The sequence below is a fragment of the Streptomyces sp. NPDC028910 genome (assembly GCF_055564955.1).
The window spans coordinates 411,024-429,731 of the sequence record NZ_JBVHVF010000003.1 but is presented as its reverse complement, the minus strand read 5'-3'; the positions used below and the strand labels follow the sequence as shown (position 1 = coordinate 429,731).

Genomic DNA, 18,708 nt, shown 5'->3' with positions numbered 1-18,708 from the left:
GGGCCCACCACCACGTCGACTGCGGCTACGCGGCCTTGGCCCGGCGGCCCGCGACGAAGCCCAGCAGCACGTCGACCGCGAGGAAGGCGACCAGGCTGATCCCGAGCAGCGGGATGAACCAGCCGACCAGGGCGGTCACCGCGGCCAGCGGCAGCAGCGCGGTCACCGGCAGCCTCCGCCAGGCACCGCGCGGCTGCGGGCGGCCGGCCGAGAGCCTGCGGTCCTTCGTCGGCCGGCGCAGCCACCACATGCGGTAGCCCCAGAAGACGAGGAACATCACCGCGACGGCGAGCGCGGCCAGCGCGAGCTGGTTGGCGAGCCCGAAGGTCTTGCCCATGTGCAGGTCGATGCCGAAGCGCGTCATCTGGGCGAGCACGGGGTAGTCGGCGAAGCGCAGTTCGTCCATGACCCGGCCGTCCGCGGGATCGAGGGCGACGGCGTCCAGGTGCACCGGCACCTGCTTGTCCTGCTCCTTGACCACGTACCCCTTGTCCTGCGCGGGCAGGGTCACGCGGAGCTCCTCGGTGACCCCGGCGGCCCGGGCGGCGGCCACGGCCGCGTCGATGCCGATGTCGGCGGCGGGCGCGGGCGGGGTCGCGGGCATCTGCGTGCCCTCGGGCATGGTGTGCCCGGCGTGCTCGTCGGATCCCCCCGGGCCCGCACCGGCGCTCAGCGTGGCGGAGACGGAGGGGGTGGCCCCGCCGAGACCGTCCTGGAGCTGTCCGATGTTCTCGCCGGCGTACTTCGACCAGGTCAGGCCGGTGGCGGAGAGCACGACGAGTCCGGCGACGGCCCAGAGGCCGACGGCCCCGTGCCAGGACAGGGTCCGGCGCCGGCCGGTGGCTTCGCGGTCCGGGAGGAAGAGCCGCGACCCGCGCGCCCGGCGGCGGCCTATCCACAGGGCGAGTCCGCCGAGCGCGACCACCCACATCCAGCTCGCGGCGAGCTCGCTGTAGTTCCGGCCGAACTCCCCGAGCTGGAGGCTGGCGTGGAACTCGCTCAGCCAGGCCCGCAGCGGCAGCGCGTCGCCGGCGGTGGCGAGCTGCCCGCGCACCTCGGCCGTATACGGATCGACGAAGACGGTGAGGGTCTCGCCCTCCGCGAGCCCCGAGCTCTCCATGATCACCCGAGTGGTGGCCTCGGGGTCCGGGGCGGGCCACACGGACACGACCTCCCCCTGGGGTGCGGCGCCCTGGGCCGCCTGGACCTGGGCGCTGATCGGCAGGGCGCTCTCGCCGACGCGGGCGACGGTGAGTTCGTCGGCGTAGATGATCTCCTCGGCCTGCCACGAGGCGGCGTAGAGCAGCCCGGTGGCGGCGGCGAGGAACAGCAGCGGGGCGATGAGCAGGCCCGCGTAGAAGTGCATGCGCAGGAGCAGCGGCCGCACGGCGGCCCAACTGCCGCCGCGGCTCGTGGCCGTGCGGGACATGTCGGCCGGCTCGGCCGGATCGGCCGGGTCCGCGTCCGGGGTGCGGACGTCTTTGACCTCGTCAAGTGACATGGGTCTCCTAGGTGTTGGCGAAGACATGGGGAACGCGGCCCCAGGTCTCGCCTCCTCCTCGGCGAGGAGCGCGCCGGTCAGGCGCGGGCAGGACGGCCGGGGGCCGTGGCGCTGAACGCTCGCGGCGCGGGCGGCCCGCGCCGCACCACGGCATGGGCGTGCACGGCCCCGCGCAGGCGGCGCGGCCGCCGGTACGGGGCGCGGGCGCGGAAGGCGGGCGGGGCCGGCAGCACGGCCACCCGCGCCCGCACCAGGGCGAGCGCGCGGGAGAGCGGCCGGGCCGCGTGCAGCGCGACGGCTCCCAGGACCCGGGCCAGCCGGAAGGCGGCGGCCTCGCCCCGCGCCAGCCAGGCGGCGCAGAGCAGCCCGGCGAGCATGTGCGCGGCGATCATTCCGGCGCCGCCGTGACCGGCCATGCCGACCACGTCCGCCACGTCTGCCATGCCCGCCACGTCTGCCATGCCCGCCATGTCTGCCGTGCCCGCCACGTCCGCCATCGCCGCACCGGGGGCTTCGGCGGCCATCGCGCCGCCGCCGGTGGCCTGCATGTGGTGGTGCCCCTGCATCGCGGCGGGAACGGCGGCGGGCTGCGCGGCCTGGCTGCCCGAGAAGACGAGGTGCAGCACGCCCTGTACGGCGAGCACCGCCGCGGCGATCCCCACGGGGCCCCGCCGCCGCCCGGCGGCGAGCCATGCGAGCGCGCCGGTCACCCCGAAAGCGGCCAGCAGCCCGGAGGGCGGAATGTCCGTGCCAGACATGTACGAATGCCCCATCGCACCCAGAGCGACACACATCGCCGCGAATACCGCGGCCCGCGTGGCGCGCATCGGCGCGGGACTCTCTGACATGGCCGGGCCATGTTCGCACGGGGCCCGGTGGTGTCCGCCAGAGGGCCGTATCCGATCATGGGCGGGTGAATCCAATTCCACTGGGCGCGGTGTACGCCGGCGGGGTCCAGCTCGGGGCGTACGCCCTGGAGCGGATGGGGGCGGCACAGCGGGAGCAGCTGCTGCGGGACTGCTCGACGAACGTCGAGAATCTGTCCGCCGGGCGCTGGGAGACGCTGCTGAGCAGCGCTCTCGTCGTCGAGGAGCCCATGCCGCTGCCCTACGCGCTGCTGCTGGTCGCGGTCCTCGGATACGCCGAATACGCGTACGGCGCCTGGTGGACGGCCGCGGTGTTCCTGTTCGGGCACGCCACGGCGACCCTCCTGGTCTACGGCGCCCTGCGCAGGACAACCGATCAGCGGACCCGACGCGCCCTGGACGTGGGGACGAGCTACGGGTTCAACGCCGTCCTCGGCGCGCTGACCTCGGCCCTGCCGCGCGGGGCGGTCCGCACGGCGGCGCGGGCGGGGCTGCTGGCGCTCGCGGCGGCGCCGGTGATCAAGCGCGGGCGTTCCTTCACGGACGCCGGGCACCTGGCGGCGCTCGGGATAGGCATCGGGCTCTCACTGGCCCTCGATTGTCGTTCCGGGGTGAAACACCAGAAAATTGCATGAACCGCCGCATCACCGCACGATCACCTCACCGTCACCGCACCACCGCACCACCTCATGACACGAGTCACCCGCACACCGCTGGAGCCGCCACGATGCCCGCCACCCCCTCCACCACCGTCGCCAACTTCCGCGACCTCGGTGGCACCCCGCTCCCCGGCGGTCGCAGCGTCCGCCCCGGTCTGCTCCTGCGCTCCGGCCAGCTCGACCGGCTCGACCTCGACGCCGACCCGGCGGTGGCCGCACTGGGGGTGCGTACCGTCATCGACTTCCGCACCGACCTCGAGCGCGCCGACCACCCCGACCGCATACCGGCCGGGGCCCGGCTCCTGATCGGCGACGTCCTCGCGGACAAGCTGAGTGCCGGCAAGGTGCCCGCCGCGGCGCAGCTCAAGGACCTGCTGTCCGACCCGGTGGTGGCCGAGGAGCACCTGGGCGGCGGCAGGGCGCAGGCGCTGTTCGCCGGCATATACCGGTCGTTCGTGAACTCCGGCTCCGCGCAGACCGCGTACCGGATGCTGCTCACCGAGGCCGCCGACCCCGCGTCGGGCCCGCTGCTCTTCCACTGCACGGCGGGCAAGGACCGTACCGGCTGGGGCGCGACGATCATCCTGGCGCTGCTGGGCGCGGACGACGAGACGCTGATGGCCGAGTACCTCTCCGTCAATCCGGCGGTCAAGCAGGCCTTCGCCCCGATGATCGAGGGCTTCACGGCGGCCGGCGGCGACCCGGACATCGCGCTCGCGCTGATCGGCGTCTTCCCCTCCTACCTGGAGGCGGCGCTGGACGAGGTCGAGACGCGCTACGGCTCCATGGAGAAGTACGTGCGCGAGGGGCTCGGAGTCTGCGACGAGACGGTCGAGGCGCTGCGGGCCCGTCTGGTGGCCTGACCCGCTCGCCGCCTCGCCGCCTCATCGCCTCATCGCCTCCGCATTTTTGACTCGAACGAGGGGGCTGATGACGGGTGACCATCCGACGATTCGCTCGTTCTGCTGAACGTGACTGCGCCGGATACCGCCACCCGCCCCTTGCCTCCCGTGCCGCCGGACGTCGAGCAGGCCGAGGCCGCCATCGTCGAGCACTACCCGCGGCTGGTGCGGCTCGCCTATCTGGTGCTGCCGCCGGCCCTCGGCCGCAACCGGCGGGTGCTCACCGCCCACTCACTGGTCCAGCGGGCGCTGCCGCGCGGACGGCGGGACGCGGCGGCTGCCGCGGCCGCCGTGCAGGGCGGGGTTCCGGGCCAGCGTGGCGGCGCGGACGACTCCGGTTACGCCTACGTCCGGCTGCGCGTGCTGCGCGCCGCCCTGGAGGCGGGGATTCCGCTGACCTTCCGGGCGCTCCCCCGGCGGGCCCAGCTCCCGCCGCTGCTGCCGCAGGTGTGGGGGCTGCGGCTGTTCCCCCGCTCGGGCGGGGCCGAGGAGCTCGCCCTCGACCAGTGGCTGGCCACCCTCGACGGGCCCGGCCGGGCCGCCTGCGTGCTGCGGGCCCTGGAGCGGCTGCCCGAGCCGGAGGTGCTCCGGGTGCTCGACGAGGCCGGGATCCCGGATCCGGCCGCCGCGGTCGCGGAATCGGGGGATCCGGCGAACGACGCCCTGTTCGCCTCCCCCGAGTTCGACCCGTGCGTGCTCCAGGCCCGGCCCACCGACCTGCTGCGGCGGCGCCGTCTGACACGGGCCGCCCTGGCCGCCGGGGCGGCCCTCGCCGTGTGCGGGGCGCTGCTCGCGCTGCCCGGCGGCGGCTGGGGCTCGGACGGGGCGGCCGCCCCGCCGGACTCCCGCAACGCCGCGGCCGAGCAGGCCCTGGATCCCGGGAAGCTGGTCCGGGCCGCGCCCACGCTCTGGCGTACGTCCTCCCGTACCGACTTCTCCACCTGGCCGGCGCGCGGCGACCGGGCCGACGACACCGCGCTGCTGCGCCGGGCGCTGGCCGTCTGGGCCCGGCCGGGCTCCTCCGTGGTCGCCTCGGCCACCCCGGGTACGCCCGCCGGGCCTCCGATGGGACCGGCGCAGCTGCTGTTCGCGGGCGCCGTCGACCAGGCCGTCGTGGTCCTGCTGTACGACGGCCTGCGCGTGGTCCGCTACGCCGAACCGCGCACCGGGACCGCGGGCGCCGCCCTCGACTTCGCGCGGACCGACGGCGCCTCGGCGGACACCGCCACGGCGCTGGTCCTCAGCCGGGTCGACGGCAACGTCCGCTACCTCACCGCGCCCTGGGTCACCGGCGCGGCCCTGCGGGACCTGCTCAAGCCCGGCGACCCGGCGGCGGCGCTCAAGCCGACGCCGGACGGGGTGACCCCGCCGGTGCCCAGCCCGGCCCCGGCGGGCGACTGCACGAGCTGGAACGCCCTGTCCCTGACCGGCGACGGCACGACCCGGCTGATCACGGACCTCGGTGAGCTGACCCCGGCCCGGCTGACGTCGGGCGCGCCGGGCGCCGAGCGGGACGTGACGGAGGCCGCGGAACTGGGCGACTGGTCGAGGATCGCCTGTCTGCTGCCCTCGGTCCGCTCGCACGGGGTCCGTACGGTCAACGCCTGGACGTACGCGAAGCAGCCGCTGCCGGAGGGCGACGGGACGGCGACCTGGCTCTGTACGCGGGCCGAGACCTGGCAGGGCGCGGCGGACCGGGTGCAGGCGCAGTTCCTGGCCCCGGGCTCACCGATGGCGGCGCAGGCGGCCACGGCGGAGGGGTCCGCGGCGTGCGGGCCGCGGGAGCCGCGGGTGCTGGCGGGCGTGCTGTGGAAGTCGCGTGCGGGCCAGTGGTACGTCGTGGCGGCGGGCAGTGCGCAGTTCACCTCGCTGGCGGTCTCGGGCGGCGGGGTGAGCGGTTCGGCGAACGGCAACCGGCTGGCGGTCAAGGCACCGGCGGGTGCGCAGGTCGACCTGTCGGGCAAGCTGACGGACGGGACGAAGGCCGGGACGCTGCGGTAGGAGGCCGACGACCGGCGCCCGGGTGGGAGCAGGGACGAGAGCAGGGACGGGAGCAGGAGCGGGAGCGGGAGCGGATGAACGTTCAACTGCCGGGCGCCCTCGCGTAGTTGGCGAGATCCGGACATGACGGCCGTAGTGCGCACATGGCATGATCAAGTTCCGGTTACCGCTCGGTAATCCTCCCCACCCTCCCCCACCCGAAGGTCCCCCACGTGCGCACGCTCGCCCGACGCCTCCTGCTCGCCGGCCTGACCGCCCTGGCGCTCACCGCCACCGGCTGCTCCTCGACCCCCCACACCGGAGCCGCCGGGCCGGCCGCCCCCGCCGCCCCCGCACCCACGGCCGACGGCACGTCACAGCGGCTCGATGTGGCCGCGGCGCCGCAGGGGGCGCCCACCCCCGCGGCCGTGGCCCGGGCCGGCGGGAAGGGCAGGACCGAGAAGTCCTCGCTGAAGGTCGCCTCGTACGACCGGGCGAGCGGACGGGCCGTCATAGCCAAGGCCCCTCAGGGGCCCACCCGCGCACCGTCGGCGAGCGCGTCGCCCGAAGCCGACCAGCCCGTCGCGGTGGGCGATGTCATCGCCAGCGCACCGGCACCCGGCGCCCCGAACGGCCTGCTCGCCAAGGTCACCGAGGTCGTCGGGAAGACCGACCGCGGCACCGAGGTCAAGACCGCCTCCACGACGCTGGCCTCCGTCCTCGATGACGACAAGGCCGACGGCAAGGTCCCCGTCGACCCGGCGTCGGTCACCGTCGAGCCCCTGATGAAGGGTGTCACCCTCTCCTGGGCCAAGAGCCAGGGCGTGCAGTTCGGCCCCGAAGGCGCGAAGCTGCCGCTGGGCAGCCTGCGGCTCGACGTGAACGCCTCCGTCGACACCGCCCCGGACGCCCCCGCCTCGGCCGGCGCCTCGGTGTCCGGGTTCGTCCAGCTCGCCCCCCGGGTGGAGTTCTCGTACGACGGCAGCGCGGGCGCCGCCCCCGGTCCGCGCGGCGCCTTCCTCGGCATGAGCGGCGACTGGTCCTCGCAGTGGAAGATCCAGGGCCGCGCCGCCGCGAGCACCGGAGCGCCCCAGCGGATCCCCTTCGCCAAGCTGCACAGCTCCCCGGTCATCCAGGTCGGGCCGGTGCCGGTCGTCGTCAACCTCGACCTGACCTGCTACATCCAGGTGGAGGCCGACGGCCGCGTGACCATCGACGTCCAGCAGGACGTCAAGGGCGACTTCAGGGTCGGCGGCAGCTACGCCGTGGGCAAGGGCTGGACGCCGGTGAGCACGTCGAAGGTCGAGAGTTCGCCGGTCGCGGCGAACGTCACCGCCACCGGGCGGGTCAAGGCCGCGCTCGGCACCGAGGCCTCCGTCGGCCTCTACGGGACCGTCGGCGTCACGGCCGACTTCGCCCCGTACCTGCGCGGCGAGGCCGACGCCAAGGCGACCGCGTCCAGCGACGGCAAGACCTCCCTCAGCGGCGCCTGGGCGCTGTACGGCGGATTCGACCTGAGCGGAAACCTCCACTTCCAGCTGTCCCTGTTCGGCACGCCCGTCTTCGAGCGCCGCATCCCGCTGGGCACCCTCAACCGCGAATGGGCGCTCGCGAGCGGACACGCCGGGCGTTAGGCCGTCCCTCGCGGCAAGGACGCGGGCCGCCCGCCCAGCCGCGCACCCGGGCAGGAGCGTGCGGGAGAAGTCGACGCAGGGGGCTTCTCCTCTCCTGTACTCCTCAGTACATTGACGCCATGTCTAATACGCCGCTCGCGCCCGCCCCCGTGGCGTCGGAACACGTGGACCTGAGGCCCCGGAACGTGTCCTTCGGCTGGGAGGACACCCCGCTCCACTGGCTGCCCGGCGACCCCTTCGCCGGGCACATGATCAATGTGCTGCACCTGCTGCTGCCCGCGGGGGAGCGGTGGTTCGTGCACGTCTACAAGCAGGTGCTCCCGTACATCGAGGACGAGCGGCTGCGGGCGGACGTGGTCGGTTTCATCGGCCAGGAGGCCATGCACGCCGCCGCGCACGACGACGTGCTGCCCCACCTGAAGCGGCTGGGGCTGGACCCGACCCCCTACACCGCCCAGGTGGACTGGCTGTTCGAGAAGCTGCTCGGCGACCGGACCCTGCCGCCGGGCCGGGCGCGGCACTGGTGGCTCATGGAACGGGTCGCGATGATCGCGGCGATCGAGCACTACACGGCGTTCCTGGGCGACTGGGTACTGAACGCCGACGCCCTGGACCGCCGGGGCGCCGACCCCACCATGCTGGACCTGCTGCGCTGGCACGGGGCGGAGGAGGTCGAGCACCGCTCGGTGGCCTTCGACCTCTTCATGCACGTGGACGGCAACTACCGCCGCCGGGCCAGGACATGGGCGACCGGCTTCACGGCGCTGGTCTTCCTCTGGCAGCGCGGGATCCGCTTCTTCATGGAGAACGACCCGCACCTGGTGGACGGCAAGGCCTCCTTCGGGCGGTTCTTCCTGGCCGGTCAGCAGGGCGTGCTCCCCTCGACGGGCTCCATGCTGAAGTCCATACCGAAGTACCTCTCCCGTACCTACCACCCCTCGCAGGAGGGCTCGACGGCCCAGGCGGTGGCCTACCTCGCCGCCTCCCCCGGTGCGAACGGCGGTGTCCGGGCATGAGGCGCGCCCTGGCGGTCACCGCGGTCGCGGGTGCGGCCTGGCTGACCCGGCGGGCCCTGAACCGCCGCATAGGCAGGTCCCCGCTCTGGCCCCTGCCGGCCCTGGAGACACCGGTCTCGGGCCACTCGCCGCGCCGCGCGCTGCGCGCACTGATCGTCTCCCGTACGGAGCCGGCCGAGGGCGTGCTGCACCTGACCCTGGAGTCACCGGACCTCCCGGCGTGGACGCCGGGGGCGCACGTGGACGTCACCCTGCCCTCCGGGCTGGTCCGCCAGTACTCGCTGTGCGGCGACCCGGCGGACGGCGGCAGGTACGCGATCGCGATCCGGCTGGTCGAGGACGGCCGCGGCGGCTCCCGCGAGGCGCACGCCCAGCTCGTCGAGGGCGCCGAGCTGGAGCTGCGCCCGCCGCGCAACCGCTTCGAGCTGGTCCCGGCTGCCTCGTACGTCTTCGTCGCGGGCGGCATCGGCATCACCCCGATCCTGCCGATGCTCCGGGCCGCCACGGCGGCGGGCGCCGACTGGACCCTCCTCTACGGGGGCCGTTCGCGCGCCTCGATGCCCTTCCTCGCCGAACTCGCGGCCTACGGCGACCGGGTCACGGTCGTCGCGCAGGACGAGGCGGGCCTTCCCGACCTGGCCCCGCTGTCCCAGGCGGGGCCGGGCACGCTGGTCTACTGCTGCGGCCCGGAACCCCTGATGCGGGCCGTCACGGCGGCCGCCCCGGACCCGGCGGCGGTGCGCCTGGAACGCTTCGCCCCGGCGGCGGCGCCCGGCCCGGCGCGGGCCTTCACGGTCGAACTCCGGCGCGCGGGACGGGTCGTCGAGGTCGGTGCGGACGAGAGCACCCTGGCCGCGGTGCGCAGGGAGCTGCCGGCCACCCCGTACTCCTGCGAGCAGGGATTCTGCGGGACCTGCCAACACCGCGTGCTGGCGGGCGAGGTGGAGCACCGCGACGAACTCCTCACGGACCAGGAGCGCGAGGACTCGATGCTGCTGTGCGTCTCCCGCGCGAAGGGGGACCGCCTCGTCCTGGACCTCTGAACGCTCCCCAGTAGGGTGGCCGCATGACAACCGGGGTGCGGCGCAGGATGGGTGTCGAGGAGCGGCGGCAACAGCTGATCGGGGTCGCCCTGGAGCTGTTCAGCCACCGGTCGCCCGACGACGTGTCGATCGACGAGATCGCGGCGGCCGCGGGGATATCCCGGCCGCTGGTCTACCACTACTTTCCCGGCAAGCTGAGCCTGTACGAGGCCGCGCTGCGGCGGGCGGCCGACGAGCTCGCGCTGCGGTTCGTGGAGCCCCGGGAGGGGCCGCTGGGCGCGCGGTTGCTGCGGGTGATGGGGCGGTTCTTCGCCTTCGTCGACGAGCACGGGCCGGGTTTCTCGGCGCTGATGCGGGGTGGTCCGGCGGCCGGGAGCAGCCGGGCCAACGCGATGATCGACGAGGTCCGGCAGGCGGCGTACGAGCAGATCCTCACGCACCTGGGCATCGGGCTGGAGGATCCGCCGGCGCGGCTGGAGCTCGTGGTGCGGTCCTGGGTGTCGCTCGCCGAGTCCACGGCGCTGATCTGGCTGGACGGGCGCAGGATCCCGCGGGGCGAGCTGGAGCTGCAGCTGGTGCACGACTTCGCCGCGCTGGCCGCCGTGAGTGCGGCGTACGACGCCGAGATGGCGGGAATCCTCGTACGGATCCTGGCCGACGAGCCCGCCGACGGGCCTTTCGGGGAGCTGGTCGGGCGGCTCGGCGCGCTCGTTCCGGGCGCGGTGCCCCAGCCGGGCTGACCGGGCGGTGATCAGGCGTGCCGGGCGCTCCCATGATCATCCATAATGCCCGCGTGATCATTGACGACGGGATCTTGTACCGGCAGGCCGAGGAGAAGGACGCCGGCACCCTGGTGCGCCTGTACGACCAGGCTGCCCGCTGGATGCAGAAGCACGGGATCGATCAGTGGAAGCCCGGCGGCAAGGACGCCGCGCACTTCCGGTCGAGGATGCGCGACGGCGAGGTGTGGATCGCCTCCGACGGCGACGGGCGCGTGTGCGGGGGCTACGAGTTGTGGTGGTCCGACGAGGAGGCCTGGGGCATCCAGCCGCCCGTGGCGGGCTACGTGCACCGGTTGATGGTGGCGCGCGAGGTCGCCCCCGCCGGGGCCGGGCGGCGCATGCTCGAACATGCCGAGCGGCGGACCGCGAGGACCGGGCGGGAGCGGGCACGGCTGGACTGCGTCTCCACCAACCCCCGGCTGCTCGCGTACTACCGGGGTGCGGGCTACCGGGTGGTCGGGGAGCTCCCCGACAAGCAGGGGAAGGACGGCAGTACCTACGGGGTGATCCTGCTGGAGAAGCGCCTCGACCGGCTCAGCGTCGTGTGAAGACCGAGACGGTGCGGGCGGGGACGGTGAACTCTCCTGTCCGTGCGTCGTACGTGGACTGCTTGACCGTGGCGTCGGAGCCCGCCGCCTGGACCGGGTGCAGGGTGTGGGCGGTGCCCGCGAGGGCGGGGACGCGCTGGGGCTGGGCGGTGGGGGTGGCGTTGAAGACCACCACCAGGTCGCCCAGGGTCATGGTGATCACGCCCGGGGTCTCGTCCTTGCCCGAGAGGGGGAAGGCCAGCCGGGACTGGACCGCCTCCGTCGTGGTCAGGGCGAAGTCCGGCTCGGTGGTGCGGATCTTGAGCAGGTCGCGGTAGGCCGCCGAGGTGGCGGTGATCTCCGCGCAGCCGGGGGCCGGTCCCGTCAGGAGGGGCTTCGCGTAGGGCCACTTGGGCGCGTTGTCGGCGGCCGGGGGCAGACCGCGGCCGAAGCCGTTGCCGTCCCGGCAGTCCCAGTGGAGGGCGTTGAACCAGTCGCCGCTGTCGTAGGAGTTGCGGTCCAGGGACTTGGAGCGGAGCAGGTCGCTGCCCGCTTGGGAGAGGGCCGGGCCCTGGGAGAGGGTGGCCGTCGCCATGGCCAGGACCTGCATGCGGGCCTTGTCGCCCGGGCTGGTGGCGGGCGGGAGTTTGTAGGTCAGGGCGTCGGCGAGGGTCTCGTTGTCATGGGCGTCCGCGTAGGCGAGGGCGTCGCCGGGGGCGGCCGCGTAGCCGGCCGGGGCCCCGTTGTAGTCGACCTCGGATCCCTTGACGCGGCGGCCGGTGGTGTCGGTGAAGGCGTACGAGGCGAGGTTGCCGGAGAGGCCGACCTTGATCAGGTCCTGGGCGTGCAGGAGGCGGGCCTTCTGCTGCTCGGTGGTGCCGTTCGCGGGTGCGGAGTTGGGGGTGGTGAACAGGCCCGACGCGAAGCCCTGGACCCGCGGGTCCTCGTCGAAGGGGCCGCCGCCGCGGACCGCGTCGCGCGCCCGGTCGGAGAAGGTGGCGATGCCGGTTCCGGCCATGTTCTTCTGCGAGGCCTGCACGAAGCGGGCGTCGTCGGCGATCTCGCCGAAGTTCCAGCCCTCCCCGTAGAGGACGATCTTCTTCCCGTCCACCCCGTCCTTGGCGGGGGTCAGCTCGTCGAGGGCCTTGCGGACGGCCAGGATGTTGGCCTTGGGGTGGTGGCCCATCAGGTCGAAGCGGAAGCCGTCGACCTTGTACTCCTTCGCCCAGGTGACGACCGAGTCCACGACCAGGCGGCCCATCATGGCGTTCTCCGGCGCGGTGTTGGCGCAGCAGGTGGAGGTGGCGACGCTGCCGTCGGCCAGCAGGCGCTGGTAGTAGCCGGGGACGATGCGGTCGAGGACGGACTTGTCCGACTGCCCCGCGGCGACGGTGTGGTTGTAGACCACGTCCATCACCGTGCGCAGCCCGGATCCGTTCAGGGACTGGACCATCTTGCGGAACTCGACCGTACGGGCCGTGCCGTTCGGGTCGCTCGCGTAGCTGCCCTCGGGAACGGTGTAGTGCAGCGGGTCGTAGCCCCAGTTGTAGGCGTCCTTGGCGGCCGCGGCGGCCACGCACGCCTGCTGCTCCTGCGAGTCCGGCGCGTACACCGTGAGGTCGCAGGCGGGCTCGGTGCGGTCCGCCGGCTTCTCCGGGATGGTGCCGATGTCGAAGGCCGGGAGGAGGTGGACGTACGAGGTTCCGGCGGCGGCCAGGTCGCGCAGGTGCCGCATGCCCGCCGAGGCGGTGTCGGTGAAGGCCAGGTACTGGCCGGGGTGGGCGCTGGTGCGGTCCGCGACCGAGAAGTCGCGGATGTGCAGCTCCTGGATCTGCGCGGAGGTGAAGGGCACCGGCGCGGGCTTGCGCAGGTCCTTCCAGCCGGGCGGGGCGAGCTTGGGATCGGCCAGGTCCACGACCAGGCTGTGGGTGGAATCCGTGGTCAGGGCGGTGGAGTAGGGGTCGGTGACGAGGTTGCGGACCACCTGGCGGGTGCTCGGGGCCCAGACGGTCACGGCGTAGCGGTACGGCTTCCCGGTCCAGGAACGCTCGCCGCGCACCGACCAGACGCCGGTCGCGTCGTCACGGCGCATGGCGAGCGTGCGGCCGTCGAGTTCGAGGGAGACCTGCTGGGCCGTGGGGGCCCAGACGGAGAGGGTGGGGCGGCCGTCCTTGAAGACGGGGCCGAGTGCCGCGGTGGTCGCGTACAGGTCGTCCAGGACGCCGGCCAGCTGGACGCCGGTGGCGGCCAGGACGGCGCCGTTCGCGGCGCGGGCGCTCGCGACGAGCTGACCGCGCAGCGCCTCGCGGACGCGGTCCCGGTCGCGGGGGTCGACGGTGTAGGCGGCGTACGCGGCCAGGTGCGGGAACTTCTCCTTCTGTGCGGCGGTGAGCTCGGAGCGGGTCAGCCGCAGCCACTGGGCGCGGCCGGTCAGGGCGCCGTTCCGCGCCGTGACGGCTCCTTCGCGGGAGGCCAGGAGCTGTACGGAGGCGGCGGCCGCGGGGGCGTTCCAGGCGACGGTGTCGCGGTCGATCCAGACGGCCTGGGCCTGGGTGAGGTCCAGGGCGGCGGAGGAACCGGCGGGCTGCGGGAGGAGGTACTTCTGCTGGCCGCCCAGCATCCACACCTCGTGGCCGGTGGCCTTCAGGTCCAGGGACTGGTCGGAGGGGAGGTCCTTCTCGTCGCCCTTGTGGAGGATGTAGCTGAGGCTGGTGGCGCCGGCCGCGAGCGGGACCTCGTACACGGCCCCGTAGGAGTCGGTCCTGGTCGGGAGCAGGGGCTTGGACCAGTCGGTGGGGGTCGCGGCTCCGGTCCACACGTGCAGGCCCCAGCCGTCGTAGGCGCCGTCGGGGCGCTGGTAGTGCAGGACGGCCTTCGTGGTGTCCTGCGGCGGCTGGGCGGGGCGGTCGGTGCGGGCGGGCTCCTTGCCCTGCTCCAGCCAGATCTCGCCGGTCTTCGTCACGTCGATGGTGCGGTCGGTGGCGACGTCCTTGTTGCCGTCCTTGTCGATGACGAGGTAACCGACGGAGGAGGCACCGGGCTTGAGCTTGACGTACGCGAAGGCGCCGTAGGCGTCGCGGCCGGTGAAGTCGTGGCCGGCGGGCCAGGGGGTGGCCTCGCCCTCCGCGAGGTCGCCCCAGGCGTAGAGCCGCCAGTCGGTGTAGTCGCCGTCGGGGCGGTTGTAGTGGACGACGGCGTAGTCGCGCTGGGTGGCGGTGGGGATCTCGACGGGCGGGACCTGGCCGGCGGTGGACGAGGCGAGGGCGCTCGCGGTGCGGCCGGCGGAGTCGACGACGACGGCCTTGTAGCGCAGGGCGGTGCCGGCCGGGGCGGTGACGTGCTGGGTGACCTTGTAGGGGGCGTGGTCGGCGGAGCCGAGGACCTGCCACTTCTCGTTGCCGGTCTGGGCGGCGAAGACGACCCGGTTGAGGCCGCCGCCGGTGACGTCGGCGGACAGCTCCACGGTGCCGGTGGCGCCGGGGGCCGGGGCCTTGAGGGTCAGGGCGGGCTTGGCGGTGGGGGCGGCGAGGGGGTCGGTGGCCTGGAGCACGACCGAGCCGAAGGCGGGGACGACGACGGTGAGCTTGCCCCCCGCGGAGGCGCGCAGCAGCGCGGAGCCGCCGTACAGGGTGCGGTACTGCGCGCCGGCCGGGGCGTCGATCTCCACGGCCCTGGACTCGGCTCCGTTGTTGGCGGCGACCAGGTACTCGGTGCGGCTGCGGGCGTCGGTGCGCGCGAAGGCGTAGACGGATCCGTCGGCGAGGCGCTCGCTCTGGACGCCGTCGCGCAGGGCCGGGTGGGCCTTGGTCAGCTTCGCGAGAGCACTGATCTGCTGGTAGAGCGGGTGACCCGGATCGTAAGCATCGCTCGCGTGGGTGCGCGCCGTTCCGATCTGGTCGTCGTCCAGGTAGTCGGCGACCTGCGAGGCGAAGAGCGGCTGGCGGGCGTCCTTGTCGCCGCCCGCGCCGGTGAAGCCCTGCTCGTCGCCGGAGTAGACGACCGGATTGCCCCGGGAGAGGAACATCAGCTCGTTGGCCAGCCGGTAGCGGTCGAGGAGCTCCTGCTCCCCCGCGCCCGGCCGGTCCTGCTTGAGGAAGGTGGCGAAGCGGCCCATGTCGTGGTTGCCGAGGAAGGTCACCTGCTCGTAGGCGTTGGCCTTGCCGGAGGTGTACCGGTAGTCGTCGCCCAGGACGGAGGCCAGCCGGCCGGCCGGCGCGCCCTGGGAGGCGTACGAGCGGATCGCGTCCTGGAGCGGGAAGTCGAGGGTGGCGTCGAGGCGCCCGCGCGTCACGTAGGGGGAGGTGACGGCGGTGTCGGCGGAGTAGACCTCGCCGAACATGAAGAAGTCGTCGCGGCCGCGCTTGGCGGCGTACGTGTCGAGGGCGGTCGCCCACTGGGTCCAGAACTCGGTGTTGACGTGCTTGACGGTGTCGATGCGGAAACCGTCGATGTCGAAGTCCTCGACCCACTTCTGGTAGATCTTCTCCATCCCGCTGACGACCTCGGGACGTTCGGTCCACAGGTCGTCGAGGCCGAAGAAGTCGCCCTGCTCGGAGGATTCCCCGGCGAAGGTGGAGTCACCGCGGTTGTGGTACATCGTCGGGTCGTTGAGCCAGGCGGGGACCTTGAGGTTCTTCTTCGCGCCCGGCACGAAGGGGGTCCTCGGGAAGGACTCGCCGTCGACCTTCGGGAACTTCCCCTTCCCGTCGGTGTGGTCCTGGTCGTCGAAGGGCACGCCGTCCTTGGCCAGGTACGGGAACGCGCCCTTCGAGAGGTAGGAGTAGGACGCCTCCTTGTAGTCGACGACGTCGGCGGTGTGGTTGGTGATGACGTCGAAGAAGACCTTCATCCCCTTCCCGTGCGCCTTGTCGATCAGCCGCTCCAGGTCCGCGTTGGTGCCGAAGTGCGGGTCGACCTGCGTGAAGTCGGTGATCCAGTAGCCGTGGTAGCCGGCCGAGACGTCGTCGCCCTTGCCCTGCACCGGCTGGTTCTTGAAGATCGGCGCCAGCCAGATGGCCGTGGTACCGAGCCCCTTGATGTAGTCGAGACGGTCGGTGAGCCCCTTGAGGTCGCCGCCCTGGTAGAAGCCCTTGTCCGTCGGGTCGAGGCCGGTCTCCAGGCGGGAGCCGGTCAGGCCGCCCCGGTCGTTGCCCGGGTCGCCGTTCGCGAACCGGTCCGGGAGCACGAAGTAGAACTGCTCCCGGGTCAGGTCGTGCCGGGACGGTTCGGCGGCGAGCTTCGCGTCCGAGGGCGGGGCGGGCACCTTCGCGGCGGCAGCGGCCGCGGCGGGGAGGGCGGGCAGGAGCGTCACGGCCAGGGCGGCGGCGAGCACTCCTGCGGCAGGGCGTATCAAGGCGGATCTCCTTGTGTACGTGTCGCGTGGATGAGGGCCGCCCGGCGGTGGCGGGGTTCTGTGGGTGCCGGGCGGCCCTGGTCTGTGGGGCGGCGGGTCAGTTGCGCCAGGTGTCGCTCAGCGTGACCTTGCCGTTCGCGGGGACGGTGGCGGTGCGGTTGCCTCCGCTCTCCCAGGTGACGTTCCCGGCGGCGTCCTTGCGGACGTACTTGTACGCGAAGGACGTGCCGGCCGGGAGCGTGACGTCGAGCTTCCAGACGGGGTAGGCCGCCGGGTCGAGCTTGAGCGCGGCGCCGGTGTTCCAGGCGCCGAGCTCGGAGCGGTCGCCGACGACGTGGATGTTCTCGCCGGGGACGGTGGTCGCGTTGACGGCGAAGGAGGCGCCGGAGGTCGTCGCCGGCGGCGGGGTCGTCGGACCGCCGGAGCAGGTACGGGCACCCGTGTGCAGGGCTACGGCCGTGCCGGCGGGGAGGGTGGCGGTGAACTGGCCTGCGGAGCTGACGTTGACGGTCCGGCCGCTTTGCACGTCGCAGTAGTCGCCGGCGGCGAGGGAGGTCTGGAAGGTGCGGGTCAGGGCCGCGCCCTCGTGGTTGATGGCCACGTAGGCCTTGGAACCCCGCCCGAAGGCGATCTGGTCCCCGCCGTTGTCCCACCAGTTGCCGACGGACTGCCCGCGGGCCGCGTTGCGGAAGCCGACCATGGCGGAGATCTCCCGCCAGGCGTGCTGGCACTTCCAGCCGTCGGCGTAACAGGCGCTGACCGAGCCGCCGTTGGGCGGGCCGGCGTCCTTGTCGGTCCACTCGTAGCCGGAGTGCACGTCCGGGGAGCCGTAGGGCCAGGCCAGCATGAAGACGTTGGCGAGGGTGTAGGCGGAGCCGTTCTTGTAGGAGAGGGTGTCGCCGACGCGCTCGGTGTCGTGGTTGTCGACGAAGACGCCGGACTGGCCGCTGGGCATGTGGCCCCAGGCCTCGCCGAAGTTCTTGAGGTAGGCGAGGTTCTCGTTCTGGAAGACCCGCTTGAGGTCGCGGGCGTAGCGGAACTCCTGCACGTCGCCGGTGCCGAGGTACTCGCCGGGCGACACGGCCTCGCCGGCGCCGTGGATCGCCTCCTGCTTCCAGTAGGCGCCGGGGTTCGTCAGCCGGGACTTGATGGCGGCGAGGTCGGCGGCGGGCATGTGCTTCGCGGCGTCGATCCGGAAGCCGTCCACGCCCAGCGACAGCAGGTCGTTCAGGTAACCGGCGATGCGGCCCCGCACGTAGTCCTCGCCGGTGTCCAGATCGGCGAGCTGCACCAGCTCGCAGTTCTGGACGTTGCCCCGGTCCTGGTAGTTCGAGATGGTCGCCCGGCAGTCGTCCATGTCGGAGCCCGAGTAGATCCCCGGGTAGCCGTACTTCGTGTACGAAGAGCCCCCGGTGCCCGTGCCGTCGCCGGCCGCCATGTGGTTGATGACGGAGTCGACGACGACCTTCACCCCGGCGGCGTGGCAGGTGTCGACCATCGCCTTGAAGGCGGTGCGGTCGCCGAGCCGACCGGCGATCTTGTAGCTGACGGGCTGGTACGAGGTCCACCACTGGGGGCCCTGGATGTGCTCCTGGGGAGGCGAGACCTGGACGTAGCCGTAACCGGCGGGCCCGAGCGTGCCGGTGCAGGCCGCGGCCACGGAGTCGAACTTCCACTCGAAGAGGACCGCGGTGACGTCCTTGTCGCCGGGCGGCGCGGCGGCCGCCGGGCCGGCGGGGGCGACGAGGGTGGCGGCCGCGGCGGCCAGGGCCGCGAACGCGGCTCTGCGGGTGGGGGGCATGTGGGACCTCCTGGCGGAGAGGTGGGGATTGTTGGCGACCGTAGGGGCCGCGCCCCCGCCCTGCAAGACCTTGCGCAAGAGATTGCAGAATTGTTTCGCCGTCGTGTCCTGCGCGGAGTTCCGCGGCCCGGGGTGGGAACGGCTCCGGAAGCGGTCCCGCGGGCAGGTGGCTGGGTAATGTCGGTCACACCGACGCAGGAGGAGGCCCGCCATGGCGACCGACATCGTGATCGCGCAGACCACCGTCGACGACGAGGGCAAGGCCAGGGAGCTGGCACGCGGCGCGGTGGAGTCCCGGCTGGCCGCCTGCGCGCACATCGACGCGCCCTGCTCGGCGGTCTACCGGTGGAAGGGAACCGTCGAGACGGCCACGGAGTGGCGCGTTTCCTACAAGACGACACGGGCCCGGCTCCCCGCCCTCAGCGCCTGGGTCGGGCAGGAGCACGACTACGAGGTCCCGGAATGGATCGTCCTCCCCGTGGAGGGCGGCTCGGACGCCTACATGTGGTGGATCGTGGAAGCGACCACTCCCGAGTAGTCGCGGGCGACGGCGAGGCCGGAGACCGCAGAGCAGATCACCCGTCCGCAGACTCCGGCAACCGGCGAAGACGACCCCCACCCCGGCGGCGCCCAACGCGGCTGGC

Annotated in this window: 13 protein-coding genes; 9 read left to right on the top strand and 4 right to left on the bottom strand. The window is 73.2% G+C overall.

Annotation, left to right across the window (positions count from 1 at the left end; all coding sequences use genetic code 11):
- Window positions 1-25 precede the first annotated feature (25 nt).
- Both ACZ4TV_RS06770 and ACZ4TV_RS06765 read right to left on the bottom strand, forming a co-directional pair.
- A complete protein-coding gene (locus ACZ4TV_RS06770; protein WP_468131409.1) occupies window positions 26-1,501 on the bottom strand; it encodes a PepSY-associated TM helix domain-containing protein in 1,476 nt (491 codons plus the stop codon).
- 77 nt (window positions 1,502-1,578) lie between these two features.
- On the bottom strand, window positions 1,579-2,259 hold the full coding sequence (locus ACZ4TV_RS06765) for a hypothetical protein (protein WP_468131408.1): 681 nt from the start codon (window positions 2,257-2,259) through the stop codon (window positions 1,579-1,581).
- A 155-nt stretch (window positions 2,260-2,414) separates the two neighbouring features.
- Here ACZ4TV_RS06765 and ACZ4TV_RS06760 point away from each other — a divergent pair, with 155 nt between their 5' ends.
- From ACZ4TV_RS06760 to ACZ4TV_RS06725, 8 genes are all read left to right on the top strand, one after another.
- Window positions 2,415-3,002, top strand: coding sequence for a rhomboid-like protein (locus ACZ4TV_RS06760; protein ID WP_468131406.1), 588 nt, complete (start codon window positions 2,415-2,417; stop codon window positions 3,000-3,002).
- Window positions 3,003-3,094: 92 nt separating this feature from the next.
- The gene (locus ACZ4TV_RS06755) at window positions 3,095-3,889 is read left to right on the top strand and encodes a tyrosine-protein phosphatase (RefSeq protein ID WP_468131404.1); all 795 of its coding nucleotides are present in this window, start codon (window positions 3,095-3,097) and stop codon (window positions 3,887-3,889) included.
- A 108-nt stretch (window positions 3,890-3,997) separates the two neighbouring features.
- Entirely contained in the window at window positions 3,998-5,929 is a 1,932-nt protein-coding gene (locus ACZ4TV_RS06750; RefSeq protein ID WP_468131402.1) for a hypothetical protein, read from the top strand.
- Window positions 5,930-6,141: 212 nt separating this feature from the next.
- On the top strand, window positions 6,142-7,542 hold the full coding sequence (locus tag ACZ4TV_RS06745) for a hypothetical protein (protein WP_468131400.1): 1,401 nt from the start codon (window positions 6,142-6,144) through the stop codon (window positions 7,540-7,542).
- A 119-nt stretch (window positions 7,543-7,661) separates the two neighbouring features.
- Window positions 7,662-8,558, top strand: a complete 897-nt coding sequence (locus ACZ4TV_RS06740) for a metal-dependent hydrolase (RefSeq protein ID WP_468131398.1) — start codon at window positions 7,662-7,664, stop codon at window positions 8,556-8,558.
- On the top strand, window positions 8,555-9,601 hold the full coding sequence (locus ACZ4TV_RS06735; RefSeq protein ID WP_468131396.1) for a PDR/VanB family oxidoreductase: 1,047 nt from the start codon (window positions 8,555-8,557) through the stop codon (window positions 9,599-9,601). The genes ACZ4TV_RS06740 and ACZ4TV_RS06735 overlap by 4 nt, the downstream gene beginning before the upstream one ends.
- Before the next feature lie 23 nt (window positions 9,602-9,624).
- A complete protein-coding gene (locus tag ACZ4TV_RS06730) occupies window positions 9,625-10,341 on the top strand; it encodes a TetR/AcrR family transcriptional regulator (protein WP_468131394.1) in 717 nt (238 codons plus the stop codon).
- Window positions 10,342-10,394: 53 nt separating this feature from the next.
- Window positions 10,395-10,931 (top strand): GNAT family N-acetyltransferase, encoded by a 537-nt coding sequence (locus ACZ4TV_RS06725; RefSeq protein WP_468131392.1) that lies wholly within the window; start codon window positions 10,395-10,397, stop codon window positions 10,929-10,931.
- Here the strand turns inward: ACZ4TV_RS06725 and pulA are convergent.
- Window positions 10,918-16,263: a pullulanase-type alpha-1,6-glucosidase gene (pulA, locus tag ACZ4TV_RS06720; protein WP_468131390.1), complete on the bottom strand. Its 5,346-nt coding sequence runs from the start codon at window positions 16,261-16,263 to the stop codon at window positions 10,918-10,920. The genes ACZ4TV_RS06725 and pulA overlap by 14 nt on opposite strands.
- A gap of 97 nt (window positions 16,264-16,360) precedes the next feature.
- Window positions 16,361-18,064: a carbohydrate-binding module family 20 domain-containing protein gene (locus tag ACZ4TV_RS06715; protein ID WP_468131388.1), complete on the bottom strand. Its 1,704-nt coding sequence runs from the start codon at window positions 18,062-18,064 to the stop codon at window positions 16,361-16,363.
- Window positions 18,065-18,275: 211 nt separating this feature from the next.
- Here ACZ4TV_RS06715 and cutA point away from each other — a divergent pair, with 211 nt between their 5' ends.
- On the top strand, window positions 18,276-18,602 hold the full coding sequence (gene cutA / locus ACZ4TV_RS06710; protein ID WP_468131386.1) for a divalent-cation tolerance protein CutA: 327 nt from the start codon (window positions 18,276-18,278) through the stop codon (window positions 18,600-18,602).
- Window positions 18,603-18,708 lie beyond the last annotated feature (106 nt).